Here is a 20,832-nt window from a genome sequence, read left to right as displayed (position 1 = left end):
CCCCCACGTATTTACCGGACGGACCGCATCGTACGTCCATGCCAACTGATTCGTCGAAGCCGCTGGAGGGGGTCGACCCGGAGTCAGTGAACCCGGAGGACGTCGACGAGACCGAGGTCCGGGCCGCCCTCGATTCCGCGAACCCGATGGTGAAACAGACGGGGGTCGACGTCTGCGAGGCGCTCGCCGAGACAAACGTCGACGCCGTGCGCCCGCTGCTCGACGACGTCGCGGCGCTGGCCGACGACGACAACGCCGCGATCGCGCTGCGGGCCATCGCCGTCCTCGACGAGGTAGTCGGGGACGAGCCGGGAGCGCTTGAGGACCGGCTGGACGGCCTGGTCGACGCGGCCGACGACGAGGTCGTCGACGTTCAACTGACCGCCGCGACCGCGCTGGGGAAGCTCGTCGTCGCCCGGCCCGACCTCGTCGCGCCGCACGCGGGCCGGCTGGCCGACGCCGTCCGGGTCACCGAACCCGGCCCCGGACCCGAGGGCGTCGGCGACCTCGTCGACGATCAGGTGACCCAGCGCACCATCGCGGAGCACGTCGAAGGGGAGCGCAAGCGCCGGACCTCCGGCCGGCGCACGCTGGTCAACGTCGTGGTCGCCGTCACCGAGGAGGAGCCCGAGCCGGCATTTGACGCTGTGGACGAACTCGTCGCGCTGCTCGACGACGTGGACCCGGGCGTCGCCGGCGGCGCGGTCGACGCGCTCGGCCACCTGGCGGCCGCGGACCCCGAGGTCGTCGCGCCCGCGAGCGACCGGCTGGTCGACTGCCTCGACCACGACGGAACGGTCGTGCGCGCCCGCGCGGTGCGGGCGCTCGGCCACCTCGGCGACGACGCGGCGGTGCCCGAACTCCGACGGGTCGCGGACGAGGACGACGACGAGGACGTCCGGGCGCTCGCTGCCGAGACGGCTGACTTTCTGGCGGGCGAATCGTAGGAAGGGACGTTCTGCCGTCGGAACGGAGTCAGTCGTCCATCGCGCGCTTCGTGCAGTACCAGTAGGTCGCGCTGAAGAGGACGAACAGCCCGACCACGAGCGCGATGTCGATGACGAGGATGGGGTAGACCCGGTCGCCCGGGCCGACGAACGGGATCGAGAGCGCGAGGAGGAAGCCCATCGCGACCAGGACCCCGATGATCACCCGCATCTGCCCGCGCTGGGCGCAGAGGAGGTCGAGCAGCGCCGATGTCTTCGACATGATACGGCTTCGGCGGAGACGGATGAAAAAGGTAGTGGTGCGGGCGCTACTCGGCGGGAACCCGGCCGTGCTCGTCCGGGATGCCGGAGTGCTCGTAGAAGTACTCGGTGAGCACCTCGCACCACCGCTCGGCCTGGGCGACCTGCTCGTCGAAGCGCGCGGCGACGTGGCGGTGACGCCGGTCGTCTATCTTCCCGTCGAGGGCGTCCCACAGCCCCCGGAGGCGATCGACCTCGGCGACGCCGGCGAAGCAGTTGTCGTAGAGCCGCTGGACCACGGTGGTCCCGTCGGCGAGTTCGCGGTCCCACGGGAGGTGGTGGAAGAACAGCAGCAGCTCGTCGGGACAGGTCTCGACCGACTCGTAGCGCTCGGCGACCGGGTCGCGGTACTGGCCGGCGTAGCCGCTCCCGGTGGACGTCCGGTCGACGCCGATACCGTCCTCGGTCGCGCCGTGGTAGCCGGGCCACTCGCCGGGCGAGGGGTAGTAGTGGTTCTCGAGGTACTCCTCGCCGTTGTGCATCATGTGCATCAGTCCGAGGCCGCCGGTGGTGTAGTCGACGTTGGCCGCCCACGAGTCCAGCAGGATCTCGGTCACGGTGTCGACGACCGCCTCGTCGGCGCCGAACGTCTGGCGGACCCACTCCTCGGTCACCGCCTCGGTCGACAGGTCCGGGTCCCAGGCCGCCCGGCCGAAGGCGTAGAGGTTCGCCTGCGTGAGGTAGTGGCCGGTCCAGGTGCGGTCCTCGCCGACGCTGCCGACCCCGACGACGCCCTCGCCGTCGTCGCGGAACAGCGACTTCACGGACGACCCCTCACCGTCGGCGCGCGTGTCGAACTCGAAGATCTCCTTCCACATCGGGAGGTGGTAGGTCGCGTGGACGCCCTGGCCGGTGTACTCCCCGGTGACCTGGAGCTCCAGGCCGAGGTCGGTGTCGGGCATCGCGCCGAACAGCGTCGACACGGGCTCGCGGGGCTGGAAGTCGATGGGGCCGTTCTTGACCTGGACGGTGACGTTGTCGGCGAACTCGCCGTCGAGCGGTTCGAAGGTGTCGTACGCCTGGACCGCCCGGTCCTCGTGGGAGCCGTAGACGAACGCGCGCCACCAGACCCGACCGCCGTGGGGGGCGAGCGCCTCGGCGATGGCGTTCGCGCCGTCGACGTGGTCGCGGTCGTAGTCGTAGGGGCCGGCCTGGCCCTCCGAGTCGGCCTTGACCAGGAATCCGCCGAAGTCCGGGATCAGGTCGTACACCTCGTCGGCCTTCCGGCGCCACCACGCCCGGACGTCCTCGGCGAGCGGGTCGGCGGTGTCGAGGTCGCCGACCAGCATCGGCGCCGCGAAGTTGACCGAGAGGTAGGTCCGGATCCCGTAGCGCCGGAACACCGACGCCAGCCCGGTGAGGTCCTCGAGCCGCCGGGATTCGAGCAGTTGCCACCCCTCGAGCGCGTCGAACGCTTCGTCGGCGCTCGGCCGCGGGGGCTTGGTCGTGTTGACGTTGTTGAGCACGACGCCGTTGATTCCGACCGAAGCCAGCAGCCGTGCGTAGTCCTCGTAGCGCTCCCGGAGGTCGGGGAGCCGCTCGAAGTCGAAGATGGACTCGCCGCCGTACCCGCGCTCGACCGACCGGCGGAACGGGGTGTCCCAGTGGTTGATGAGCCGGTTCGGATACGCCGGCTCCTCGCGGACGTCCAGATCGTCGATCGGTTCGCCGGTGCTCAGCAGCCGGAGGAGGTGGAAGGTCCCGTACACCAGCCCCCGGTCGGACGGGGCGGTCACGACGAGACAGTCCGCGCCGTTCCACGTCACCGCGCGGAGCAGGTAGCCGCCGTCCGCGAGGGCCTCGACCTCCTCGACCGGAACCGACTCGGCGATCATCGCCATGTCGTCGGGGGTGCCCACGGCGAGGAACCCCTCGACCGTCTCCGGGGGATGCTGCCAGAGGTGGGGGTCCTCGCCGAGCAGGTCGGGGAGCGCCCGCCGGAGTTCGTCGCGGACCGCGGCGAGTTCGGGGGCCTTCTCCGCGACGTACGCGTGCGCACACCGGCGCCGGTACGCGTCCCGGCGCTCGCCGTCCGCGACCGGTTCGTACCGGAGCCAGCAGTCGTCGTACTCGTTCATCGACGTATGACCGGGGCGGCGGGAATCGGGAAAAGAGTTCTGTTCACCGAGCCGGACCGGTCGAACGCGAACCGCGCCGCGGCGATTCCCCGATGCGACGCGATGGTCGGGTGCGACAGTTCTCCGGCACACTCGCGAGCGAGCGTACGGCCGAGTCCGGCCGTTCGGTCGAGCGAGGCCCGGCGACCGGGAGTCGGACGGACCGTCCGCCACGTCCATGGTAATGAATGACCATCACAATGTTTATCACCCCCTATGTTAACATATACAATGTTATGTCATCCGACAGCGGACGGGGCGAGTACAGTGACATGATTAGCCGGCGCAAGATGCTTGCCGTGGCCGGGTCGTCCGGCATGGCGGCGCTCGCCGGCTGTTCAGGCGGCGACGGGTCGCAGGAGACCACGACCGACTCCGGGTCGGGAACCACCGAGGGCGGGAACGGTGGCGACGACACCGAGACGACCACCGAGGGGAGCGTGAACGTCCACGACGCCGAGTACGTCGCGGCCTACACCGGCAACCCGGTCGACCTCCACTTCAACCAGGCGGCGAGCCAGAACTTCAGTTGGCCCGCCCACAGGAGCGTCTTCGCGCCGTTCCTGAAGTACTCCTTCAACAAGAAGAAGTTCCTGAAGGGTGCGCTCTCGGAGTTGCAGATCGAGAACCAGGAGGTCACGCTCACCTTCCGCGAGGACCTCAAGTGGGACAACGGCGACGACTGGACGACCGAGGACCTCGACGTCCAGCTCCAGCTCGCGAAGAAGACCGGCAACACGCTCTGGGGCTACCTCGACGACTACGAGATCGTCGACGAGCGGACGGCCAAGCTGATGCTGTCCGGGCCGACGAACCCCCAGATCGTCAAGTTCGAGCTCACCAACTTCTTCGCCGACACCAAGAAGGAGACCCACGAGCAGTGGCTCGACAAGTCCGAGTCGGAGTACCTCCAGTGGGCGTACGAGGACCCGGTGGCCAGCGGCATGTTCTCGTTCGTGAGCAAGGGCCGCCAGGCCTTCGAGTTCGAGCGCAACGAGCGGTTCTACAACGCGGGGAACGTCAACTTCCAGAACTTCACCATCGAGAGCTTCGGCGGTAACACGCCCCAGCACCAGGCGCTCATCGCGGGCGACCAGATCGACGCGGCGCCGAGCCTGTTCACGCCGCCGGAGATCGCCGACCGGTTCCCCGACCACGTCGTCGAGGTCAACATCCCGGCCAAGTGGGGGTACGGCATCGTGTTCAACCACAACGACCCCGACTTCGGGAAGCGGAAGGTCCGCCAGGCGGTCGCCCACGTCATCAACCGCGAGTCGCTGGTCAAGAACGCCGGCCCGCGGACGAAGTTCGTGGCGCCGATCCCCTGCGGCGTCGCGCCGGAGGATCAAGAGAACTGGCTCGGCGACTGGTACGACGACTTCGAGACGTACGGTGCGAAGTCGAGCCAGACCGACAAGGCGGCCTCGCTCCTCGAGGAGGCCGGCTACACCAAGAACGGCGGCACCTGGCAGAACTCGAACGGGGAGAAGCTCGGCGGGAGCTACTACTCGCCGGCGGGCTGGACCGACTGGACGACGATGACCCAGACGGTCACCAGCCAGCTCAACGACTTCGGCTTCGACTTCTCGGTCAGCACGAAGCCGACCAACGACTGGTTCGGCCAGTACTCCAACAGCAACTTCAAGATGGGGAGCTTCTACTGGCTGCCCGGCGGGTCGCGGTCGGCGTTCCCGTACTTCCCGCTGTACTACCAGCTGTGGGCCTCCGACATCGGCGGCGGCCACAACTACCGCGAGAAGGCCGACACCGAGCAGACCATCCCCGGCCGCAACGGCGGCGAGATGACGCTCAACCCGCTCGAGACCGCCAAGAAGATCGCCCGGCAATCCACCGACGCGGAGTCGAAGCCGTTCGTCCAGAAGGCGGCGTGGCACAGCCACATCGAACTGCCGTTCCTCGGGCTGGTCTCGAAGTTCGAGCAGTCGTGGACGACGGACGACGAGTGGACTACCGCCGCCGAGGGCAGCGAGAACCGCCGGGTCAAGTGGCCCCAGTGGTGGTGGACCCACGAGGGCGACCTCCAGTACAAGGGATAGTTTCTTGGCCATCGACCGCACTATCGTTTATTAACGAATGGTGAACTACTACCTCAGACGAACGGCTAGAATCCCGTTAACTATCCTCGCAGTCGCGACGCTGTCGTTCGGGCTGATTCGGCTGCTCCCCGGCGGTCCGTTCACCCAGTTGCGGGTTCAACTGCTCCGCCAGGGCATGGACGCCGAACAGGTCAACGCCCGGATCGAGGCGCTCCAGAACATCCGGCCGGACGCGCCGCTCTGGCAGCAGTACCTCGACTACATCGTCGGCGTGTTCCAGTTCGACCTCGGGCGGTCGATCTCGCTGAACGCGCCGGTGATGGACGTCCTCGCGCGGGCGCTCCCGTGGACGGTGTTCCTGGTAGTGACGTCCACGGTGCTGATGTTCGTGGTCGGCGTGCTCATCGGGGCCGTCCAGGCGTACTGGGAGGGCTCGAAGTTCGACAAGCTGGCCTCGGGCGGGTCCATCTTCCTGATGTCGGTGCCCTACTACATCTTCGCGGTCCTCTTCGTGTTCTTCCTCGGGTACCTGTGGCGCGTGTTCCCGACCGGGAACGCGGTGGCCCGGGGCGTCGAGGCCGGACTCACCGTGGAGTACGTCGCGAGCGTACTGCGCCACGCCGCGCTGCCCATCCTGGCGTTCGCCATCGGCGGCATCGGGTCGACCGCGCTCAACATGCGCGGGAACGGCATCCAGGTGCTCGGCGAGGAGTACGTCGAGGTCGCCCGGCTCCGCGGGCTCTCGGACGGCCGCATCGCGACCCGGTACGTCGCGAGCAACGCCATCCTGCCGATGTACACCGGTCTGCTGCTGCTGATCGGGTTCCGACTCGGCGGGACGGTCGTGCTCGAACAGATCTTCTCGTACCCGGGGCTGGGCTACTACCTCATCAGCGCGGTCAACGCGAACGACTACCCGCTCATGATGGGCTGCTTCCTGGTCATCACGACCACCCTGGTGGTCGCGGTCTACGTCGCCGACATGACGTACGGGCTCATCGATCCGCGCATCAGCGCAGGTGATTCGGATGGCTACTGAGTCGGACTCCTCCTCGGAGGACATCGACTGGCGCGCGGAGGCGTCGTCGGTCGAGATGAGCCGGCGCGAACGGCTCGAGGAGTGGTACAATCGGATGATATACGAGCCGGCACTCGTCGCGTGGTCGGACGTGCGCACCCGGCTCGGTATCCTGATCCTGAGCGTCTACGTTCTCATGGCGGTGATGGCTGTGTTCGGCCTCTGGCGCGAGCCGAGTCCGAACCAGGCCGAGCGGTTCCTCAGCCCGTTCCAGAACTGGGCGTACCCGCTCGGCGCGACCAAGTCGGGGGTCGACCTGCTGGCGCTCATCATCGACTCCACGCCGTTCATCCTGCTGATGGTGCTGGCGGGCGGCGTGTGGGCGACCGGCGTCGCGGTCGTGGTCGGCACGGTGTCGGGGTACAAGGGCGGCACGGTCGACACCGTCATCACCTCGATCTCGGACTTCTTCATGTCGATTCCCGGCCTCCCGCTGGTCATCGTGCTGGCCATCGCGCTGAGCCCGGAGAATCCCATCCTGCTCGGCGTGATACTCACGATCAACTACTGGGCCGGCCTGGGCCGGTCGATCCGCTCGCAGGTGCTGTCGATCCGCGAGGAGAGCTACGTCGAGGCCGCCCGGACGATGGGAACGAGCACGCCCCGCATCATCCTGAAGGACGTGCTCCCGAACATCATGCCGTACGTGATGGTCAACTTCGTGCTCGCGGCGCGGTACACCATCTTCGCGTCGGTGGGGCTGTACTTCATCGGCGTGCTGCCCTACACGGGACAGAACTGGGGCGTCACCTTGAACAACGCGTACAGCCAGGGCGCTCTCTTCGGCATGGACACGCTCTACTGGCTGCTCGCACCGATACTCGCCATCGTCGGGCTGGCGTTCGGACTCATCCTGCTGAGCCAGGGGATGGACCGGATCTTCAACCCCCGGGTCCGGACCCGGCTCACCGGGGAGTCCGAGTCCGTCGAGGAGGAGAGTAGTTCGTCGACCACGGGGATGATGTAAATGGCTGTGGACAGTTCATCTAGCGACCGGGCGGTATCGAACGAGGTGGTCGAGGACCCCATCCTCGAGATCAGAGACACGAACGTCACCTACAGCGGCGGTGAGACGTACGTCCTCGAGGACGTCAACGTCGACATCGACCGCCACGAGGTGCTGGGCATCGTCGGCGAGAGCGGGAGCGGCAAGTCGATGTTCGCCTCCGCGCTGCTCGACGCCGTGCCCGACCCCGGCAAGCTCACCGGGAGCATCCAGTACAACCGGGAGGACGGCTCGACCGTCGACGTCCTGGAGCTCTCCGACGAGGAGCTCCGGCAGTTCCGCTGGGAGGAGGTGTCGATGGTGTTCCAGGGCGCGATGAGCTCGTTCAACCCGACCATGAAGGTCGGCGCCCACTTCAAGGAGACGCTCAAGGCCCACGACAAGGACGTCTCGGAGGGCCTGGATTTCGCGCGCGAGCTCCTCGAGAGCCTCTACCTCGAACCCGAGCGGGTGCTCGACTCGTACCCCCACGAGCTGTCGGGCGGGATGCAACAGCGCGCGCTCATCGCGCTGAGCATGGTGCTCGACCCGGAGGTGCTGGTGATGGACGAGCCGACCGCCGCGCTCGACCTGCTGATGCAGCGGTCGATCCTGCAGCTGCTCGACGACCTCCAGACCGAGTACGACCTGACCATCATCTTCATCACCCACGACCTCCCGCTGGTCGCGTCGCTGGCCGACCGGATGGCCATCATCTACGCGTTCCAGTTCGCCGAGATCGGCCCGCGCGACGAGATCATCGGCGACTCCGCGCACCCGTACACCCGGAAGCTGCTGAACGCGACGCCGAACCTCGACGCGCCGCTGACCGAGATGCAGCCCATCGAGGGCGAGGGGCCGGCGCCGGTCAACCTCCCGTCGGGCTGCCGGTTCCACCCGCGGTGTCCGCTCGCGACCGAGGAGTGCCGGACCGACGACCCGCCGTTCGCCGCGATCGACGGCGGGGACAACCACCGGACGGCGTGCCACCACTGGCGGGACGCCCGCGAGGAGATCCCGCTCAACTTCGGCGAGACCGCCGAGGAGTTCGTCGGCGACCGGCCGGCCGAGTCCGGGCGGTCGACGGTGAGAGACCGTGCCGAGGCCGGCGGCGAGACGCCGCTGCTGTCGCTCGACGACGTCGAGGTCCACTTCGACAAGGAGCAGGGGCTCATCGAGCGGTTCACCAGTGACCCCGACGTGGTGCGGGCGGTCGACGGCGTCTCGCTCGACATCCACGAGCAGGACCTGGTCTGCCTCCTGGGCGAGTCGGGCTGTGGCAAGACCACGCTGGGCAAGACGATGATCGGGCTCCAGCGCCCGACCGGCGGGTCCATCGAGTACCGCGGCCAGGACGTCTGGGAGGCCAAGGACGGCGATGGCGACGTCGAGATCGCCCACGAGGAGATCCGCCAGGCGCTGCAGATCATCCACCAGGACCCGGGCAGCGCGCTCAACCCCAACCGGCGCATCGTCAACATCCTCTCGGAGCCGCTCCGGCACACTCACCCGAACGTCGGGCAGGCCGAGCGCCGGAGCCGGATGCACTCGCTGCTCGAGCGGGTCGGGATGACGCCGGCCGACGACTTCCTCGACCGGTACCCCCACCAGCTCTCGGGCGGCGAGAAGCAGCGGGTCGCGCTGGCCCGCGCCCTGCTGATGGACCCCGACGCCATCCTGGCCGACGAGGCCATCAGCGCGGTCGACGTGTCGCTGCGCATCGAGATCATGGACCTGATGCTCGAGCTCCAGTCGGAGTTCGACACCTCGTTCCTGTTCATCTCCCACGACCTCTCGAACGCGCGGTACTTCGCCGAGCACGGCGACGGCCGCATCGCGGTGATGTACCTTGGCGAGATCGTCGAGATCGGGTCGGCCGAGCGGCTCATCCACGACCCGCGCCACCCCTACACCGAGGTGCTCCGGTGGGCGACGCCGAACCTCGACCTCGACGCCATGGAGGCCGAGGAGCCGCCCGTCCGGGATATCGACGTGCCGGACCCGGTCGACCCGCCGTCTGGCTGCCGGTTCCACACCCGGTGTCCGGTCGCCCGCGAGGCGTGCCGCGAGCAGACGCCGGAGCTGCTGGACCTCGACGACGCGGACGGGAAGGCGGCCTGCTTCCGCGAGGACCCGGACCACGAGTACTGGGACAGCGAACCCCTCGAGGGCGCCACCGAGGAGCCCGAGGCGAGCGCCGAGCGCTGAGGCGCGCGGTTCCACCTGATTCTTTTACGCGGCCGCGGTCGGCCCGCGACGACAGTATTATTGAGCGAGCGGGTATAGCCCGCCGCATGGAACGATACGAGCCGGAGTGCGTCGACGGGACGCTGTTCCTGGTCGCGGACGACGACCGCGTCGAGGTCGGCGCGGTCGACGACGTCGTCGCCGCTGTCGGCGGCGACACCTACTCCATCGAGTACGACCAGAAGCAGCGGACCCAGCCCTGGCTGGACACCGACGACGGCGTCCTCGAGATCGACGTGCGCGAGACGGTGACGACGCTGCCCCACACCGAGGAGACGGTCTCGGAGCTCCGCGAATACGGCATGGAGACCGAGCGGTACGGGCTACCCAGGCGGACGGTCGAGTTCGCCGACCGGTTCGTCGACGTCCTCGAGCGGCAGGGCCGCGAGGACTCCTGAGGAGGAGCGATACCGGCACCGGGGCGGCCCGCGGTTCTCGGGCCGGCGGGCGCACAAGCTATTTGACGACGCTTTCCGAAGCCGGTGGCATGGACACGACGCTGATGCTCCCGCCCCGGTCCGACCGGCGGTGGACCATCGCCCGGCAGCTCGGGCTCTCGACCGCCGTGGTGCGGTTCTGGGGGGAGGAGGAGTGGTGGACGTACGACTCGCTGCTGCGGACCAAGAACCGGTTCGCCGACCACGGCCTCTCGCTCGACGTGGTCGAGGACCGCCCGCCGATGACGAAGACGGTGCTCGGCGAGGAGGGCCGCGACGAGGAGATCGCGACCGTCAAGCGCCTGCTCCGGAACATGGGCGAGGTCGGCATCGGCGTCTACTGCTGGGTGTGGACCGAGAACCCCGTGGGCGTGCTCCGGACGTCCGACTCGGTCGGGCTCCGGGGCGACTCCCGGACGACGGCGTACGACCACGCCCAGTCCGAGGGCGCGCCAGCGCACCCCGCCGCTGGCGTCACCGAGGCCGAGCTCTGGGAGAACCTAGAGTACTTCCTCGACGAGGTGGTCCCGGTGGCCGAGGAGGCCGGCGTGAAGCTGGCGCTCCACCCCGACGACCCGCCGGTGGCGTCGGTCCGCGGGGTGCCGCGGCTGGTCAACTCCGTCGAGAACGTCCGGCGCATCCTCGACCTCCACGACAGCCCGAACCACGGGCTCACGTTCTGCCAGGGGAACTTCTCGGCGATGGGCGCGGACGTGCCCGAGACGATTCGTCGGTTCGGCGACCGCATCCACTTCGTCCACTTCCGCGACGTGGAGGGGACCGCCGAGGAGTTCGTCGAGACCTGGCACGAGGAGGGCCAGACCGACATGCTGGCCGCGATGGCGGCCTACCGCGACGTCGGATTCGACGGCCCCATCCGGCCCGACCACGTCCCCCGGATGCTCGGCGAGGAGGATCGCGAGGCCGCGATGTCGGGCTACACCGACATGGGCCGGCTGTTCGCGGTCGGCTACATGAAGGGACTGCTGGAGCAGGTCGACGGGGAGTAAAATCAGAGGAGGGTAACCGACCCACGAGCGACGACCGGCCGACCAATCGACTCCTGGCGGACTGAAAGGGCGAGGCGTGCTCGCGCCGTAGAGGAGCCGTCTGAGCAGGCCCTATCCTGCTCAGCGGCCGCGAGCGCGCCGAGGGCTTTCTGGCGTCGACTATCTATTACAGTCGTCGGAGTGGTTACCATCGTGGTCTCGAAAGCCCTCGGCGCGCTCGGACTCCCGCGACTCGCTGCGCGCTTCACTCCCTCGCTTCGCTCGGTCGTTCCAGTGCTTACTTCGTCGGGGTTCGCCGACCACGCCTCGCCCTTTCAGTCCGCCAGGAATCCGGTTGGACAGTCGGGTGCGAGCGCGAAGCTACGTCGGCTCCCTCGACGCGATGATTCCCCGACGTGCGAACCTTTATTGGCGACGTCCGGGCATTAGCGTCCATGGGATTCATCGACGAGCGGTATCTGCTGGACAGCGACGCCGCCTATCGACTCTACGAGTCTATCGAGGACCTCCCCGTCGTCGATCCGCACAACCACGTCGACCTCGCCGAGGTCGTCGAGAACGAGCCGTGGAGCGACGTCTGGGAGGTCGAGGGCGCGACCGACCACTACGTCTGGCAGCTGATGCGCAAGCGCGGCGTCCCCGAGGAGAGGATCACCGGCGGCGCGAGCAACCGCGAGAAGTGGGACGCGCTCGCGGAGGTGTTCCCCGACTTCGCGGGCAACCCGACCTACGAGTGGGTCCACCTCGACCTGCAGCGGCGGTTCGGCATCGGCGAACCGATCAACGCCGACACAGCCGACGACATCTGGACCGAGACCAAGCGCCAGCTCGCCGCGCCCGAGTTGCGTCCCCAGCAGGTGCTCCGGGACATGAACGTCGAGGTGCTGTGCAGCAGCGACGACCCGACCGACGACCTCGCGTACCACGAGCGGGCCGCCGAGGAGTTCGAAGGCGTCGACGTCCGGCCGACGTGGCGGCCCGACCGCGCGCTGAAGATCGACACCGAGTCGTGGTCGTCGTTCGTCGCGGAGCTCGACGACGCCACCGACGTCGACGTGGACGGCGGCGGCTTCGCTGCCTTCCTCGACGCGCTCGAAGCGAGCCACGACTACTTCGACGAGCGCGGCTGCGTCGCCTGCGATATCGGTACGGGGACCGAGCCGGTGTCGAAGCCCGTGAGCCGCGAACGGGCGGCCGCGGTGTACGAGAAGGCCCGACGCGGCGAGAACCTCTCACCGGAGGAAGTCGAGGACTACCGGGCGTTCCTGCTGGAGTTCGTCGGCGAGCTCAACAGCGAGGCGGGGTGGGTGACCCAGCTGCACGTCGGGGCGGTCCGGGACTACCGCGCGTCGCTGTACGACGAACTGGGCCCCAACGCCGGCGGCGACGTCTCGACCCAGGACGTCGACCTCGTCGCGGACCTCGACCACTTCCTCGACGCGTTCGACGGGGAGATGGAGATCGTCCTCTACGTGCTCGACCCGACCCACTACCCGGACGCGACGGTCGTCGCCCGGGCCTACCCCAACGTGAGCGTCGGCCCGGCGTGGTGGTTCAACGACAGCCCGTTCGGCATCGAGAACCAACTGGAGCGTGTGGCGTCGGTCGACCTGCTCGCGAACTTCGCCGGGATGGTCAGCGACTCCCGGAAGCTGGTCTCGTACGGCTCGCGGTTCGAGATGTTCCGGCGGACGCTCGCGAACGTCGTCGGCCGGATGGTCGAGCGCGGCCGGATTCCGTACGGCAACGCCGAGCGGCTCGTCGAGCACGTCGCGTACGACCGGCCGAAGGAACTCTACGGGCTCTGACCGGACGCCGGCCGCGCGCGCTCGGTCGCGACCGACCCGGGGGCGACCCGCCGGTCGCGACGCCCCGCACCGACAGAATGAAGTCGGCACTCGCCGCTGTTATCGGGTATGAGCGAGCGACTGAGCGGGGAGACCGCGATCGTCACCGGGTCGAGCCAGGGCATCGGGAAGGGAATCGCCGAGCGGTTCGCCGCGGAGGGCGCGAACGTCGTCGTCAACTCCCGGTCGGCCGACCGCGCGGAGTCGGTCGCCGCGGACATCGAAGAGGCCGGCGGCACCGCCATCGGGGTCGAGGCCGACGTCACCGACGAGGACGAGATGGCGGCGCTGGTCGAGACGACCGTCGAGGAGTTCGGTCGGCTCGACGTCATGGTGAATAACGCCGGCGTGACGACGCTCGGGCCGGCCGAGGAGTTCGACGTCGAGGAGTGGCGGAAGGTCGTCGACGTCGACCTGGTCGGGACGTTCATCGGCTGCCAGGCCGCCGGCCGGCAGATGATCGAGCAGGACGGCGAGGGCGCCATCCTCAACATCTCCTCGCTGATGGGCGGGCGGGGGCTCCAGCTCCGGTCGCCCTACTGCGCGTCGAAGGCGGGCGTGAACAACCTCACCAGGACGCTGGCGGTCGAGTGGGCCGAGCACGACGTCTACGTCAACGCGCTCGCGCCGGGGTTCATCTGGACCGAGATCACCGACCAGACCCAGAGCTCGGGCGGGTACACCGACGACGATATCCGCGACCGGACGCCCCTCCACCGGTTCGGCACGGTCGAGGAGATGGCCGAGTGCGCGCTGTTCCTCGTCGGGCGGAACAACTTCGTCACGGGCGAGGTCCTGACCGCCGACGGCGGCTGGCAGGCCTACGGCTGGGGCAGCGGCGACCAGTAGGAGCGCCGGACGGCACCGGACCGTCGGAGACCTCGTTCTGAAATGCCGGGCAGTCGTTCCGCAGCGCAAAACGGGACCGCGCCGGGTCAGTAGTTGACGTTGAGTTCGATGACGTTCGCGGCGTTGAGCACGCGCTCGGAGAGCTCGCCGTGGAGGTCGTCGTCGCTCACTCGGCGGGCGGGCGCCGAGACGCTGACCGCGCCCAGCACCTCGTCCGAGGAGGACTTCACGGGCGCGGCGATGCAGCGCAGTCCCTCGAGGCGCTCGCCGTCGTCGATGGCGTAGCCCCGCTCGCGGACCGCCGCCAGCGACTCGTTCAGCTCTTCCCTCGATCCGATGCTCGCGGCCGTCTTGCGCTCGAGGCCGCGGCGCTCGACGATCTCGTCGACCCGCTCGTCGGGGAGGTACGCGAGGATGGCCTTCCCGAGCGCGGTGGTGTGGAGGTTGACCCGGAGGCCGGCGTAGGTGTCGAGGTCGACGGCCTTCTCGCCCTTGGCCCGCATCAGGTAGACGCCCAGTCCCTGCTCCTCGACCAGCAGGTTGGCGAGTTCGCCGGTCTCCTCGGCGAGCAGCTTGATCTCGGGCTCGGCGACCTGGTAGATCTCCATCGACTTCCGGGTGTTGCCGCCCACTTCGAGGAACTTGAGCCCGAGCCGGTACTCCTCGCCGACCTGTTCGACGTAGCCGTGCTCGCGGAGGGTGGTCAGGTGGTTGTGGACCGTGCTCTTGCCCATGTCGAGCGCGTCGGCGAGTTCGGTCACCCGGCACTGCCCCTGCTCCATCAGCTCCTCGACCAACCGGAGCGTCTTTTCGGTGGTGCGAACAGGGTGTTTGGCCTCCATGGTTAGGTAATTCTTGCGGCCGACGAACATAAGCGTTCTGGATATCAGAACGGTCGTTCTCGATATTTCGCAGGGACCGACGACGGCCGTCTGGCCGGACGCGAACCGGTCCGACACACGGCGAGTTCGGCGTCGCCGGATTCGACGTCGGCGGGGTCGCTCGTCCGCCGTGGAACGCATCGACGCGGAGCCGACGCCGCCATCGCGGGATTCATTACCGCGGTCCGCGTTCGCCCGACCGTGACAGCGAACATCGACAGCGTCGTCGTCACCGGAGCGCTGGGTGGCGCCGGCCGATGGGTGGTCGACAGGCTACTCGACGAGGGCTACGACGTCGTCGGACTCGACCGGCGACTCCCCGAGGGCGACGTGCCCGACGGGGCGGACTTCTTCGCGGTCGACCTGACCGACGGCGGCGAGGCGGGCGAACTTATCGCCGACGCCGGCCCCGACGCGGTCGTCCACCTCGCCGCGATACCCGACCCGCTGAACCACGCCGGGTCGCGGGTGTTCGAGAACAACGTCCTGAGCGCGTACGCGGTGCTCGACGCGGCCGGCCGGGCCGACGCCAAGGTCGTCTGGGCGTCGAGCGAGTCGGCCTACGGCTTCCCGTTCGCCGACTCGGTGCTGAAACCCGAGTACCTGCCCGTCGACGAGGCCCACCCGCTCCGGCCCGAGGACCCCTACGGCGCCTCGAAGGTCGCGGGCGAGGCGGTCGCCGCGATGGTGGCCCGGCGCGACGGCGTCCCCGTTGCGTCGGTCCGCCCCTCGTGGATACAGTACCCCGGGCGCTACGAGATCGCCGACGTCCGGGCGTCGTTCGACCTCGACGACCTGGAGTCCGCGCCGCCCGGTGCGCCCGACGTCGGCGGGGTCGGCAACTTCTGGTCGTACGTCGACGTCCGGGACTTCGCGGGGTTCGTCGAGGCGGCGCTCCGGGCGGACTTCGAGGGCCACGAGCCGTACCTGTGTCACGCTCCGGAGAACTACCTCGGCGTCGAGACCGCGCAGTTGTTCGAAGCGCTGTACGACGAGGGTCCGGACGCGAGCGCCTTCGACGGCGAGGCGTCGGCGTTCACCACTGCGAAGGCCGAGCGCGACCTGTCGTGGTCGGCCGAGCACGACTGGCGGACCGCCGAGGACGAGGCGGTCGAGGGACCGAACTTCGGGTAACCGCTCAGAAGGCCCCGCAGCGACGGGAAGTATGATGTCGGCCCGACCCTCGAAGCGAGACGCGGGATTGGATTGTCCCCGTTCGGTTCGACAGTTCCAGTTCGATACGACAGTCGTCTCTCGGTCCGAGTCGCGTCAGTCGGCGCCGTGGGCCGGCGCGTAACCGCAGTTCGGGCAGGCCACGGTACCGTTGACGCGTCTGATGCGACCGGCGCAGCGGGTACAGTCTGCTTCCATCGACCCCACCGACGGTTCGACAGCACATGAACCTTTATGCGACAGTCGTCGAAACCCGCGCGCCGGCGAAACGCGTCGGATTCTCAATGCGTCTCGCGGACCGGCGACTCGGTTCCCGTGACCGAGGGACAGTTTGAGTCCGATACAATTCCTGCTGCGCTGGGTCGGGTCGGTCCGGCGGTGATTACGGGGATGGGGTTCGCCGGCCCCTACTGGGGCGTGACCTTCGCGGTCGGCGGCGAGATGGCCGTGGAGACCATCGCGCCGGTGACCCAGCGGCACACCGACGTCCGCGACGACCTCGGCCTTCGGCGAGACGCTCGTGCTGGCCGCGGAGAGTTACCACCGGTTCCAGGCCGGCGAGTGGGAACGAATCAGCCGCGACTACCGGCCGGGCGGCGCACCATGTGACGGCTGAAACGGCCGGTCGCCCAGGCGGATAATTTCCGGCAGTAATACTAAGGTGAGCCGAAGGTGTCCGGACGATATACTCCGACCATCCAGAGTTATTATCTCCTAATATATTCCGAGAATAGTCAGCTCGTTTGCCGGTCTAGGAACCTATTTGATTCCTGTCGTGCATAGGCTCGGACGTTCGTCGAGAGCGGAGGGGGAATCCCGGCCGCTCACCGTCGCCCCGCGGGAAAAGCCCCGTCAGGTGAGCGAGACGGCGGTAATCTGGACGCACGTCCGGAGTCTCGTCGGTCACGCGAATCCCCGCGATTATTTCTCGAATACAGAGAGTAATTCAAGCAATAATCGTAATACGTTCACGATGTCCGGACTCCGCGAGGGAAATCGTTATACTATTGCTACCGTACGTAAGCGTATGGACCAAGCGAGTCAGGACGTCGCCGCTCTCCACGCAGAGAACGTGGGCGGCATCGACGAGACCGACGTGGAGCTGTCGCCAGGGGTCACCGTCCTCGCGGGGCGGAACGCGACGAACCGGACCTCGTTCCTGCAGGCGGTCATGACCGCGATGGGTAGCGACGAGACGACCCTGAAGGGCGACGCCGAGGCGGGCGTCGTCGAACTCCGGATGGGCGACGAGACCTACCGGCGGACCCTCGAACGCAACGGGGACGGCGTCGTCCGGTCGGGCGACAGCTACCTCGACGACCCCTCGCTGGCCGACCTGTTCGCGTTCCTGCTCGAGCAGAACGAGGCCCGCCGGGCGGTGGCCCGCGGCGACGACCTCCGCGAGATCATCATGCGGCCCATCGACACCGACGAGATCGAGGCCGAGATCGAGTCGCTACAGTCCGAACGCGACCAGATCGACGCCCAACTCGAGCACATCGAGGACCGCAAGCGCGACCTCCCCGAGCTCGAGCAACGCCGGAGCGAACTCGAAGCCGAGATCGAGGAGACCCGCGAGGCGCTCGCCGAGAAGGAGGCCGAGATCGAGTCGCTCGACGCCGACCCGGACGACCAGGCGGGCGAGAGCGAGGTCGACTCCGCGCTCGCGGAGCTCCGCGAGACGCGTTCGGAGCTCGAGGACGTCCGGTACGACATCGACACCGAGGAGGAGAGCCTCGACTCGCTGCGGACCGAACTCCGGGACTGCCGCGAGGAGCTCGACGAACTGCCCGACGCCCCCGAGCCCGACGAGGAGATCGACGAGCGCCTCCAGCGGCTGCGCGACGAGAAGCAGCGGCTCGACGCCGACATCAGCCAGCTCCAGAGCGCCATCTCGTTCAACGAGGAGATGCTCGGCTCCCACGACGAGCGGGTCTTCCAGCACGACGGCGGCACCCAGGTGAAGGACGGGTCGGTGACCGACCAGCTGGTCGAGCCCGACACCGAGGTGACCTGCTGGACCTGCGGGTCGACCGTCGCCCAGTCGAACATCGAGACCACCCTCGACGAGCTCAAAGACCGGCGCGCCGAGAAGATCGACGCCGTCTCCGAACTCGAGGACGACATCGAGTCGCTGTTGAGCGAGCGCCGCGAGCGCCGCGAACGCGTCCAGCGACGCCAGACGGTCGAGCAGCGGGTCGAGGGGCTCGAGGATGAGATCGACGAGCGCGAACAGCGACTCGACGACCACAAGCGCCGGGCCGACGAGCTGCGCGAGGAGATCCAGTCGCTCGAGGAGGAGGTCGAGGAGGCCGACGACGGCGACGGCACCAGCGAGGTGCTCGAACACCACCGCGAGGCCAACGAGCTCGAGTTCGAGCTCGGCCAGCTCGAGTCCGAACTCGACTCGGTCACCGAGGAGATCCAGGTCATCGAGGAGCAGCTCGACGAGGAGTCGACGCTCGAACAGCGCCGCGAAGAGATCGGCGACGAGCTGGTCGACCTCCGGACCCGCATCGACCAGGTCGAGCAGGAAGCCATCGAGCAGTTCAACGAGCACATGGCCGCCATCCTCGACATCCTCGCGTACGAGAACATCGACCGCATCTGGATCGAGCGGGTCGACCGGGAAGTCCGCGAGGGCCGCCAGAAGGTCGAGCGGACCCAGTTCGAGCTCCACGTCGTGCGCACGACGGACTCCGGCGCAACCTACGAGGACACCGTCGACCACCTCTCAGAAAGCGAGCGGGAGGTCACGGGACTCATCTTCGCGCTGGCGGGCTACCTGGTCCACGAGCTGTACGAGGAGGTGCCGTTCATGCTGCTCGACTCGCTGGAGGCCATCGATTCCGAGCGGATCGCCGGGCTGGTCGACTACTTCGCGGACTTCGCGCCGTACCTGGTCGTGGCGCTGCTGATCGAGGACGCCGAGGCGCTCGACGACGAGTACGACCGCGTCACCGAGATCTGACGTCGGGCTCGCAGTCGCAGCCGCCCCGTTCGAGCAACTCGTCGTAGGAGTACTGGGCGCCGCAGTCCTCGCAGAGCACGGTGACGTCGACGAGCACGCGGCTCTCGCCGAGTTCGAGTTCGTCGGCGTTCCGGAGCTGGTCGAGGTTGCCCTCGGCGACCGAGACGGTCCGGGACCGGAGCCGCCGGACGCTCTCGGCCACCTTCTCGACCCGGTCGTCGGCGGCCGAGTCGTCGTACTCCGCCTCGCGGACGTCCTTCAGGTACGTTCGTATCGCCTGGTAGGAGACGAAGTCCCGCTCCAGCGACTCGACGTCGACGCCGTTGCGGTCGAGCCGGCGCCGGGCGTCGGTCCGCATCCCGCTGGAGACGTCGTCGTCGGTCAGCAGTCGGTAGATGTTCTCGACCTCGCCGTCGAGCGCCGCCATCCCCGCGTCCTCCATCGCGACCGCGAGCAGTTCGCGGTTGAACAGGTCGGCGAGATCGCGGAGGCTGCGTCGCTCGACGCCCTCGCCCAGCCAGGCGGCCTCGAGTCGGTCCCCGAACGCCTCCCCGAGGTCGTAGCGCTCGAGGAGCCGTCCGACCTTCGTCGTCGGCCCGTCGTCGGCTGCCGGTGGCATTTGTTGCATAGAGACGGCGAACACTACTTAACAATCTCGCTCCGCGGGACGCCGGCCGCGGTCCGCCCGCTGCGACCGGCGGCGGGACGGCATCGCGCCCGACCCTGCAGACTCGGGGCAGAAACGCGCTCCGGGCGGATTGCGGATACGCACCCCGCCGATGGTTTTATTCCGGTTCGGCGTCGTATGGGGGTATGAACCACGGGCTCGTCGTCTTCGAGGACACCGTCACCCACAGGAATCTGCTGCGCGAGGCGGCCGAGTACGCGGCCTCCGCCGACGCCGACCTGTTACTGCTGGCGTTCCTCGACGAAGAATCGTACGAGGCGGACATCGAGGCGCTCGAATCCATCGGCCGGGTCGAGAACGTCAGTTACGGCAGTGACGCCGTCATAGAGGGCGCGGTCAACGACATCCGGGAAGTAGCCGAGGACGTCCTCGACGGAGTCGACATCGAGTTCGACATCGCCGTGACGGTCGCCGACGAGGACGAGCGCGCGAAGCGGATGATCAACGCCGGCGACGAATACGGCTGCGACCACGCCTTCATCGTCGGCCGGAGCCGGTCGCCGACGGGGAAGGCGATCTTCGGCGACTTCGCACAGCGGGTGATCCTCAACTTCGACGGCTACGTGACCACGGCGACCAACTGAGCCGCGGTGTCTTCCGGCGGCCCTCGTGGAACTCCGAGTCGGGCAGGACCGAAGTCGGCTGTGAGACGCCGTCGAGTTATCTACTCCTTCCACCGACAGCGCTTGACGGCCGGCCGGGCGATACGAATCGCTCGGCGGAATCGAAACGAGAGAAGCCAAGGGCCGGATTTGAACCGGCGGTGGGCGGCTCTGCAGGCCGCTGCGTTCGGCCGGACTCTGCCACCTTGGCGCTACTTGCGGGTATTCGTTCCGCGCGCTTAAACATAGCGGTCGCTCGCCGTCGGTCTCGGCTGGCCGCGTTCGAAATGAAAACGGCCCACCACAGCGCGGTGCTGTGATGGGCCGTTGGATGAGTGGGAGGCGGCGAATCGGGGTTTCCAGAGGCTCGCGCACTCCAGTACTTGCCGAAACGCAGGCGGGCTTAACTGCCGTGTTCGGGATGGGTACGGGTGTCGCCCCGCCGCTGTGGCCGCCTTAACGCCGACTCGCGGAATCGAACCGCGAATTTCTCCGCCAGTGTCGGTGGTCCAATGACCGATTGCCGACCGTATGATTACGTGCAATCCAGTTTGCGCCTGGACCCGAGTTCGTCCGGGTACCAAGTGCGGTGATGAGTGTGTGGCGCGATCTGTTAGTGCTCGCGGGCTCAACGCCTCGTTGC

Annotated in this window: 16 protein-coding genes, 1 tRNA gene and 1 rRNA gene; 12 read left to right on the top strand and 6 right to left on the bottom strand. The window is 68.1% G+C overall.

All coding sequences use genetic code 11. The annotated features are described in order from the left end of the window. The first annotated feature begins 38 nt into the window (after positions 1-38). The gene (locus tag DVR07_RS16255; RefSeq protein WP_193570233.1) at positions 39-947 is read left to right on the top strand and encodes a HEAT repeat domain-containing protein; all 909 of its coding nucleotides are present in this window, start codon (positions 39-41) and stop codon (positions 945-947) included. Positions 948-975: 28 nt separating this feature from the next. On the opposite strand, the gene DVR07_RS16250 is transcribed toward DVR07_RS16255, so the two are convergent. Together DVR07_RS16250 and DVR07_RS16245 are read right to left on the bottom strand one after the other, a co-directional pair. Continuing rightward, positions 976-1,209, bottom strand: coding sequence for a hypothetical protein (locus tag DVR07_RS16250; RefSeq protein WP_115798377.1), 234 nt, complete (start codon positions 1,207-1,209; stop codon positions 976-978). A gap of 46 nt (positions 1,210-1,255) precedes the next feature. After that, positions 1,256-3,325 (bottom strand): alpha-glucuronidase family glycosyl hydrolase, encoded by a 2,070-nt coding sequence (locus DVR07_RS16245; protein ID WP_115798376.1) that lies wholly within the window; start codon positions 3,323-3,325, stop codon positions 1,256-1,258. A 329-nt stretch (positions 3,326-3,654) separates the two neighbouring features. Here DVR07_RS16245 and DVR07_RS16240 point away from each other — a divergent pair, with 329 nt between their 5' ends. The 8 genes from DVR07_RS16240 to DVR07_RS16205 all read left to right on the top strand — a co-directional run bounded on the left by DVR07_RS16240 (position 3,655) and on the right by DVR07_RS16205 (position 13,874). Continuing rightward, a complete protein-coding gene (locus DVR07_RS16240; RefSeq protein WP_115798375.1) occupies positions 3,655-5,421 on the top strand; it encodes an ABC transporter substrate-binding protein in 1,767 nt (588 codons plus the stop codon). 37 nt (positions 5,422-5,458) lie between these two features. Next, complete coding sequence (locus tag DVR07_RS16235; protein ID WP_193570232.1) at positions 5,459-6,460, top strand: ABC transporter permease; 1,002 nt, start codon at positions 5,459-5,461, stop codon at positions 6,458-6,460. Continuing rightward, on the top strand, positions 6,450-7,466 hold the full coding sequence (locus tag DVR07_RS16230; protein ID WP_193570231.1) for an ABC transporter permease: 1,017 nt from the start codon (positions 6,450-6,452) through the stop codon (positions 7,464-7,466). Before DVR07_RS16235 ends, DVR07_RS16230 begins: the two co-directional genes overlap by 11 nt. Then, positions 7,467-9,692 (top strand): ABC transporter ATP-binding protein, encoded by a 2,226-nt coding sequence (locus DVR07_RS16225; protein ID WP_115798373.1) that lies wholly within the window; start codon positions 7,467-7,469, stop codon positions 9,690-9,692. An 86-nt stretch (positions 9,693-9,778) separates the two neighbouring features. After that, positions 9,779-10,129: a hypothetical protein gene (locus DVR07_RS16220; protein ID WP_115798372.1), complete on the top strand. Its 351-nt coding sequence runs from the start codon at positions 9,779-9,781 to the stop codon at positions 10,127-10,129. 89 nt (positions 10,130-10,218) lie between these two features. Continuing rightward, entirely contained in the window at positions 10,219-11,178 is a 960-nt protein-coding gene (locus DVR07_RS16215) for a mannonate dehydratase (RefSeq protein ID WP_205254557.1), read from the top strand. 434 nt (positions 11,179-11,612) lie between these two features. Then, entirely contained in the window at positions 11,613-12,986 is a 1,374-nt protein-coding gene (gene uxaC / locus DVR07_RS16210) for a glucuronate isomerase (protein ID WP_115798371.1), read from the top strand. 108 nt (positions 12,987-13,094) lie between these two features. After that, on the top strand, positions 13,095-13,874 hold the full coding sequence (locus tag DVR07_RS16205; RefSeq protein WP_115798370.1) for an SDR family NAD(P)-dependent oxidoreductase: 780 nt from the start codon (positions 13,095-13,097) through the stop codon (positions 13,872-13,874). Between the two features lie 86 nt (positions 13,875-13,960). On the opposite strand, the gene DVR07_RS16200 is transcribed toward DVR07_RS16205, so the two are convergent. Beyond that, a complete protein-coding gene (locus DVR07_RS16200) occupies positions 13,961-14,716 on the bottom strand; it encodes an IclR family transcriptional regulator (protein WP_115798812.1) in 756 nt (251 codons plus the stop codon). 240 nt (positions 14,717-14,956) lie between these two features. On the opposite strand from DVR07_RS16200, the gene DVR07_RS16195 reads away from it, so the two are divergent. Further along, positions 14,957-15,889, top strand: coding sequence for an NAD-dependent epimerase/dehydratase family protein (locus tag DVR07_RS16195; protein ID WP_240318896.1), 933 nt, complete (start codon positions 14,957-14,959; stop codon positions 15,887-15,889). Positions 15,890-16,955: 1,066 nt separating this feature from the next. After that, a complete protein-coding gene (locus DVR07_RS16185; protein ID WP_115798368.1) occupies positions 16,956-18,899 on the top strand; it encodes an archaea-specific SMC-related protein in 1,944 nt (647 codons plus the stop codon). On the opposite strand, the gene rdfA is transcribed toward DVR07_RS16185, so the two are convergent. Further along, on the bottom strand, positions 18,886-19,518 hold the full coding sequence (rdfA, locus tag DVR07_RS16180; protein ID WP_115798367.1) for a rod-determining factor RdfA: 633 nt from the start codon (positions 19,516-19,518) through the stop codon (positions 18,886-18,888). The genes DVR07_RS16185 and rdfA overlap by 14 nt on opposite strands. A gap of 194 nt (positions 19,519-19,712) precedes the next feature. Between rdfA and DVR07_RS16175 the strand changes: the two genes are divergently transcribed. After that, positions 19,713-20,171 (top strand): universal stress protein, encoded by a 459-nt coding sequence (locus tag DVR07_RS16175; RefSeq protein WP_115798366.1) that lies wholly within the window; start codon positions 19,713-19,715, stop codon positions 20,169-20,171. Positions 20,172-20,324: 153 nt separating this feature from the next. On the opposite strand, the gene DVR07_RS16170 is transcribed toward DVR07_RS16175, so the two are convergent. Further along, positions 20,325-20,400 (bottom strand) — tRNA-Cys (locus DVR07_RS16170). A 126-nt stretch (positions 20,401-20,526) separates the two neighbouring features. Then, a 5S ribosomal RNA gene (rrf, locus tag DVR07_RS16165) occupies positions 20,527-20,648 on the bottom strand. Positions 20,649-20,832 lie beyond the last annotated feature (184 nt).

It is taken from the genome of Halorussus rarus (assembly GCF_003369835.1).
Lineage (GTDB): Archaea > Halobacteriota > Halobacteria > Halobacteriales > Haladaptataceae > Halorussus > Halorussus rarus.
The sequence above is the reverse complement of the archived record's forward strand: the minus strand, read 5'-3'. Positions and strand labels throughout refer to the sequence as shown.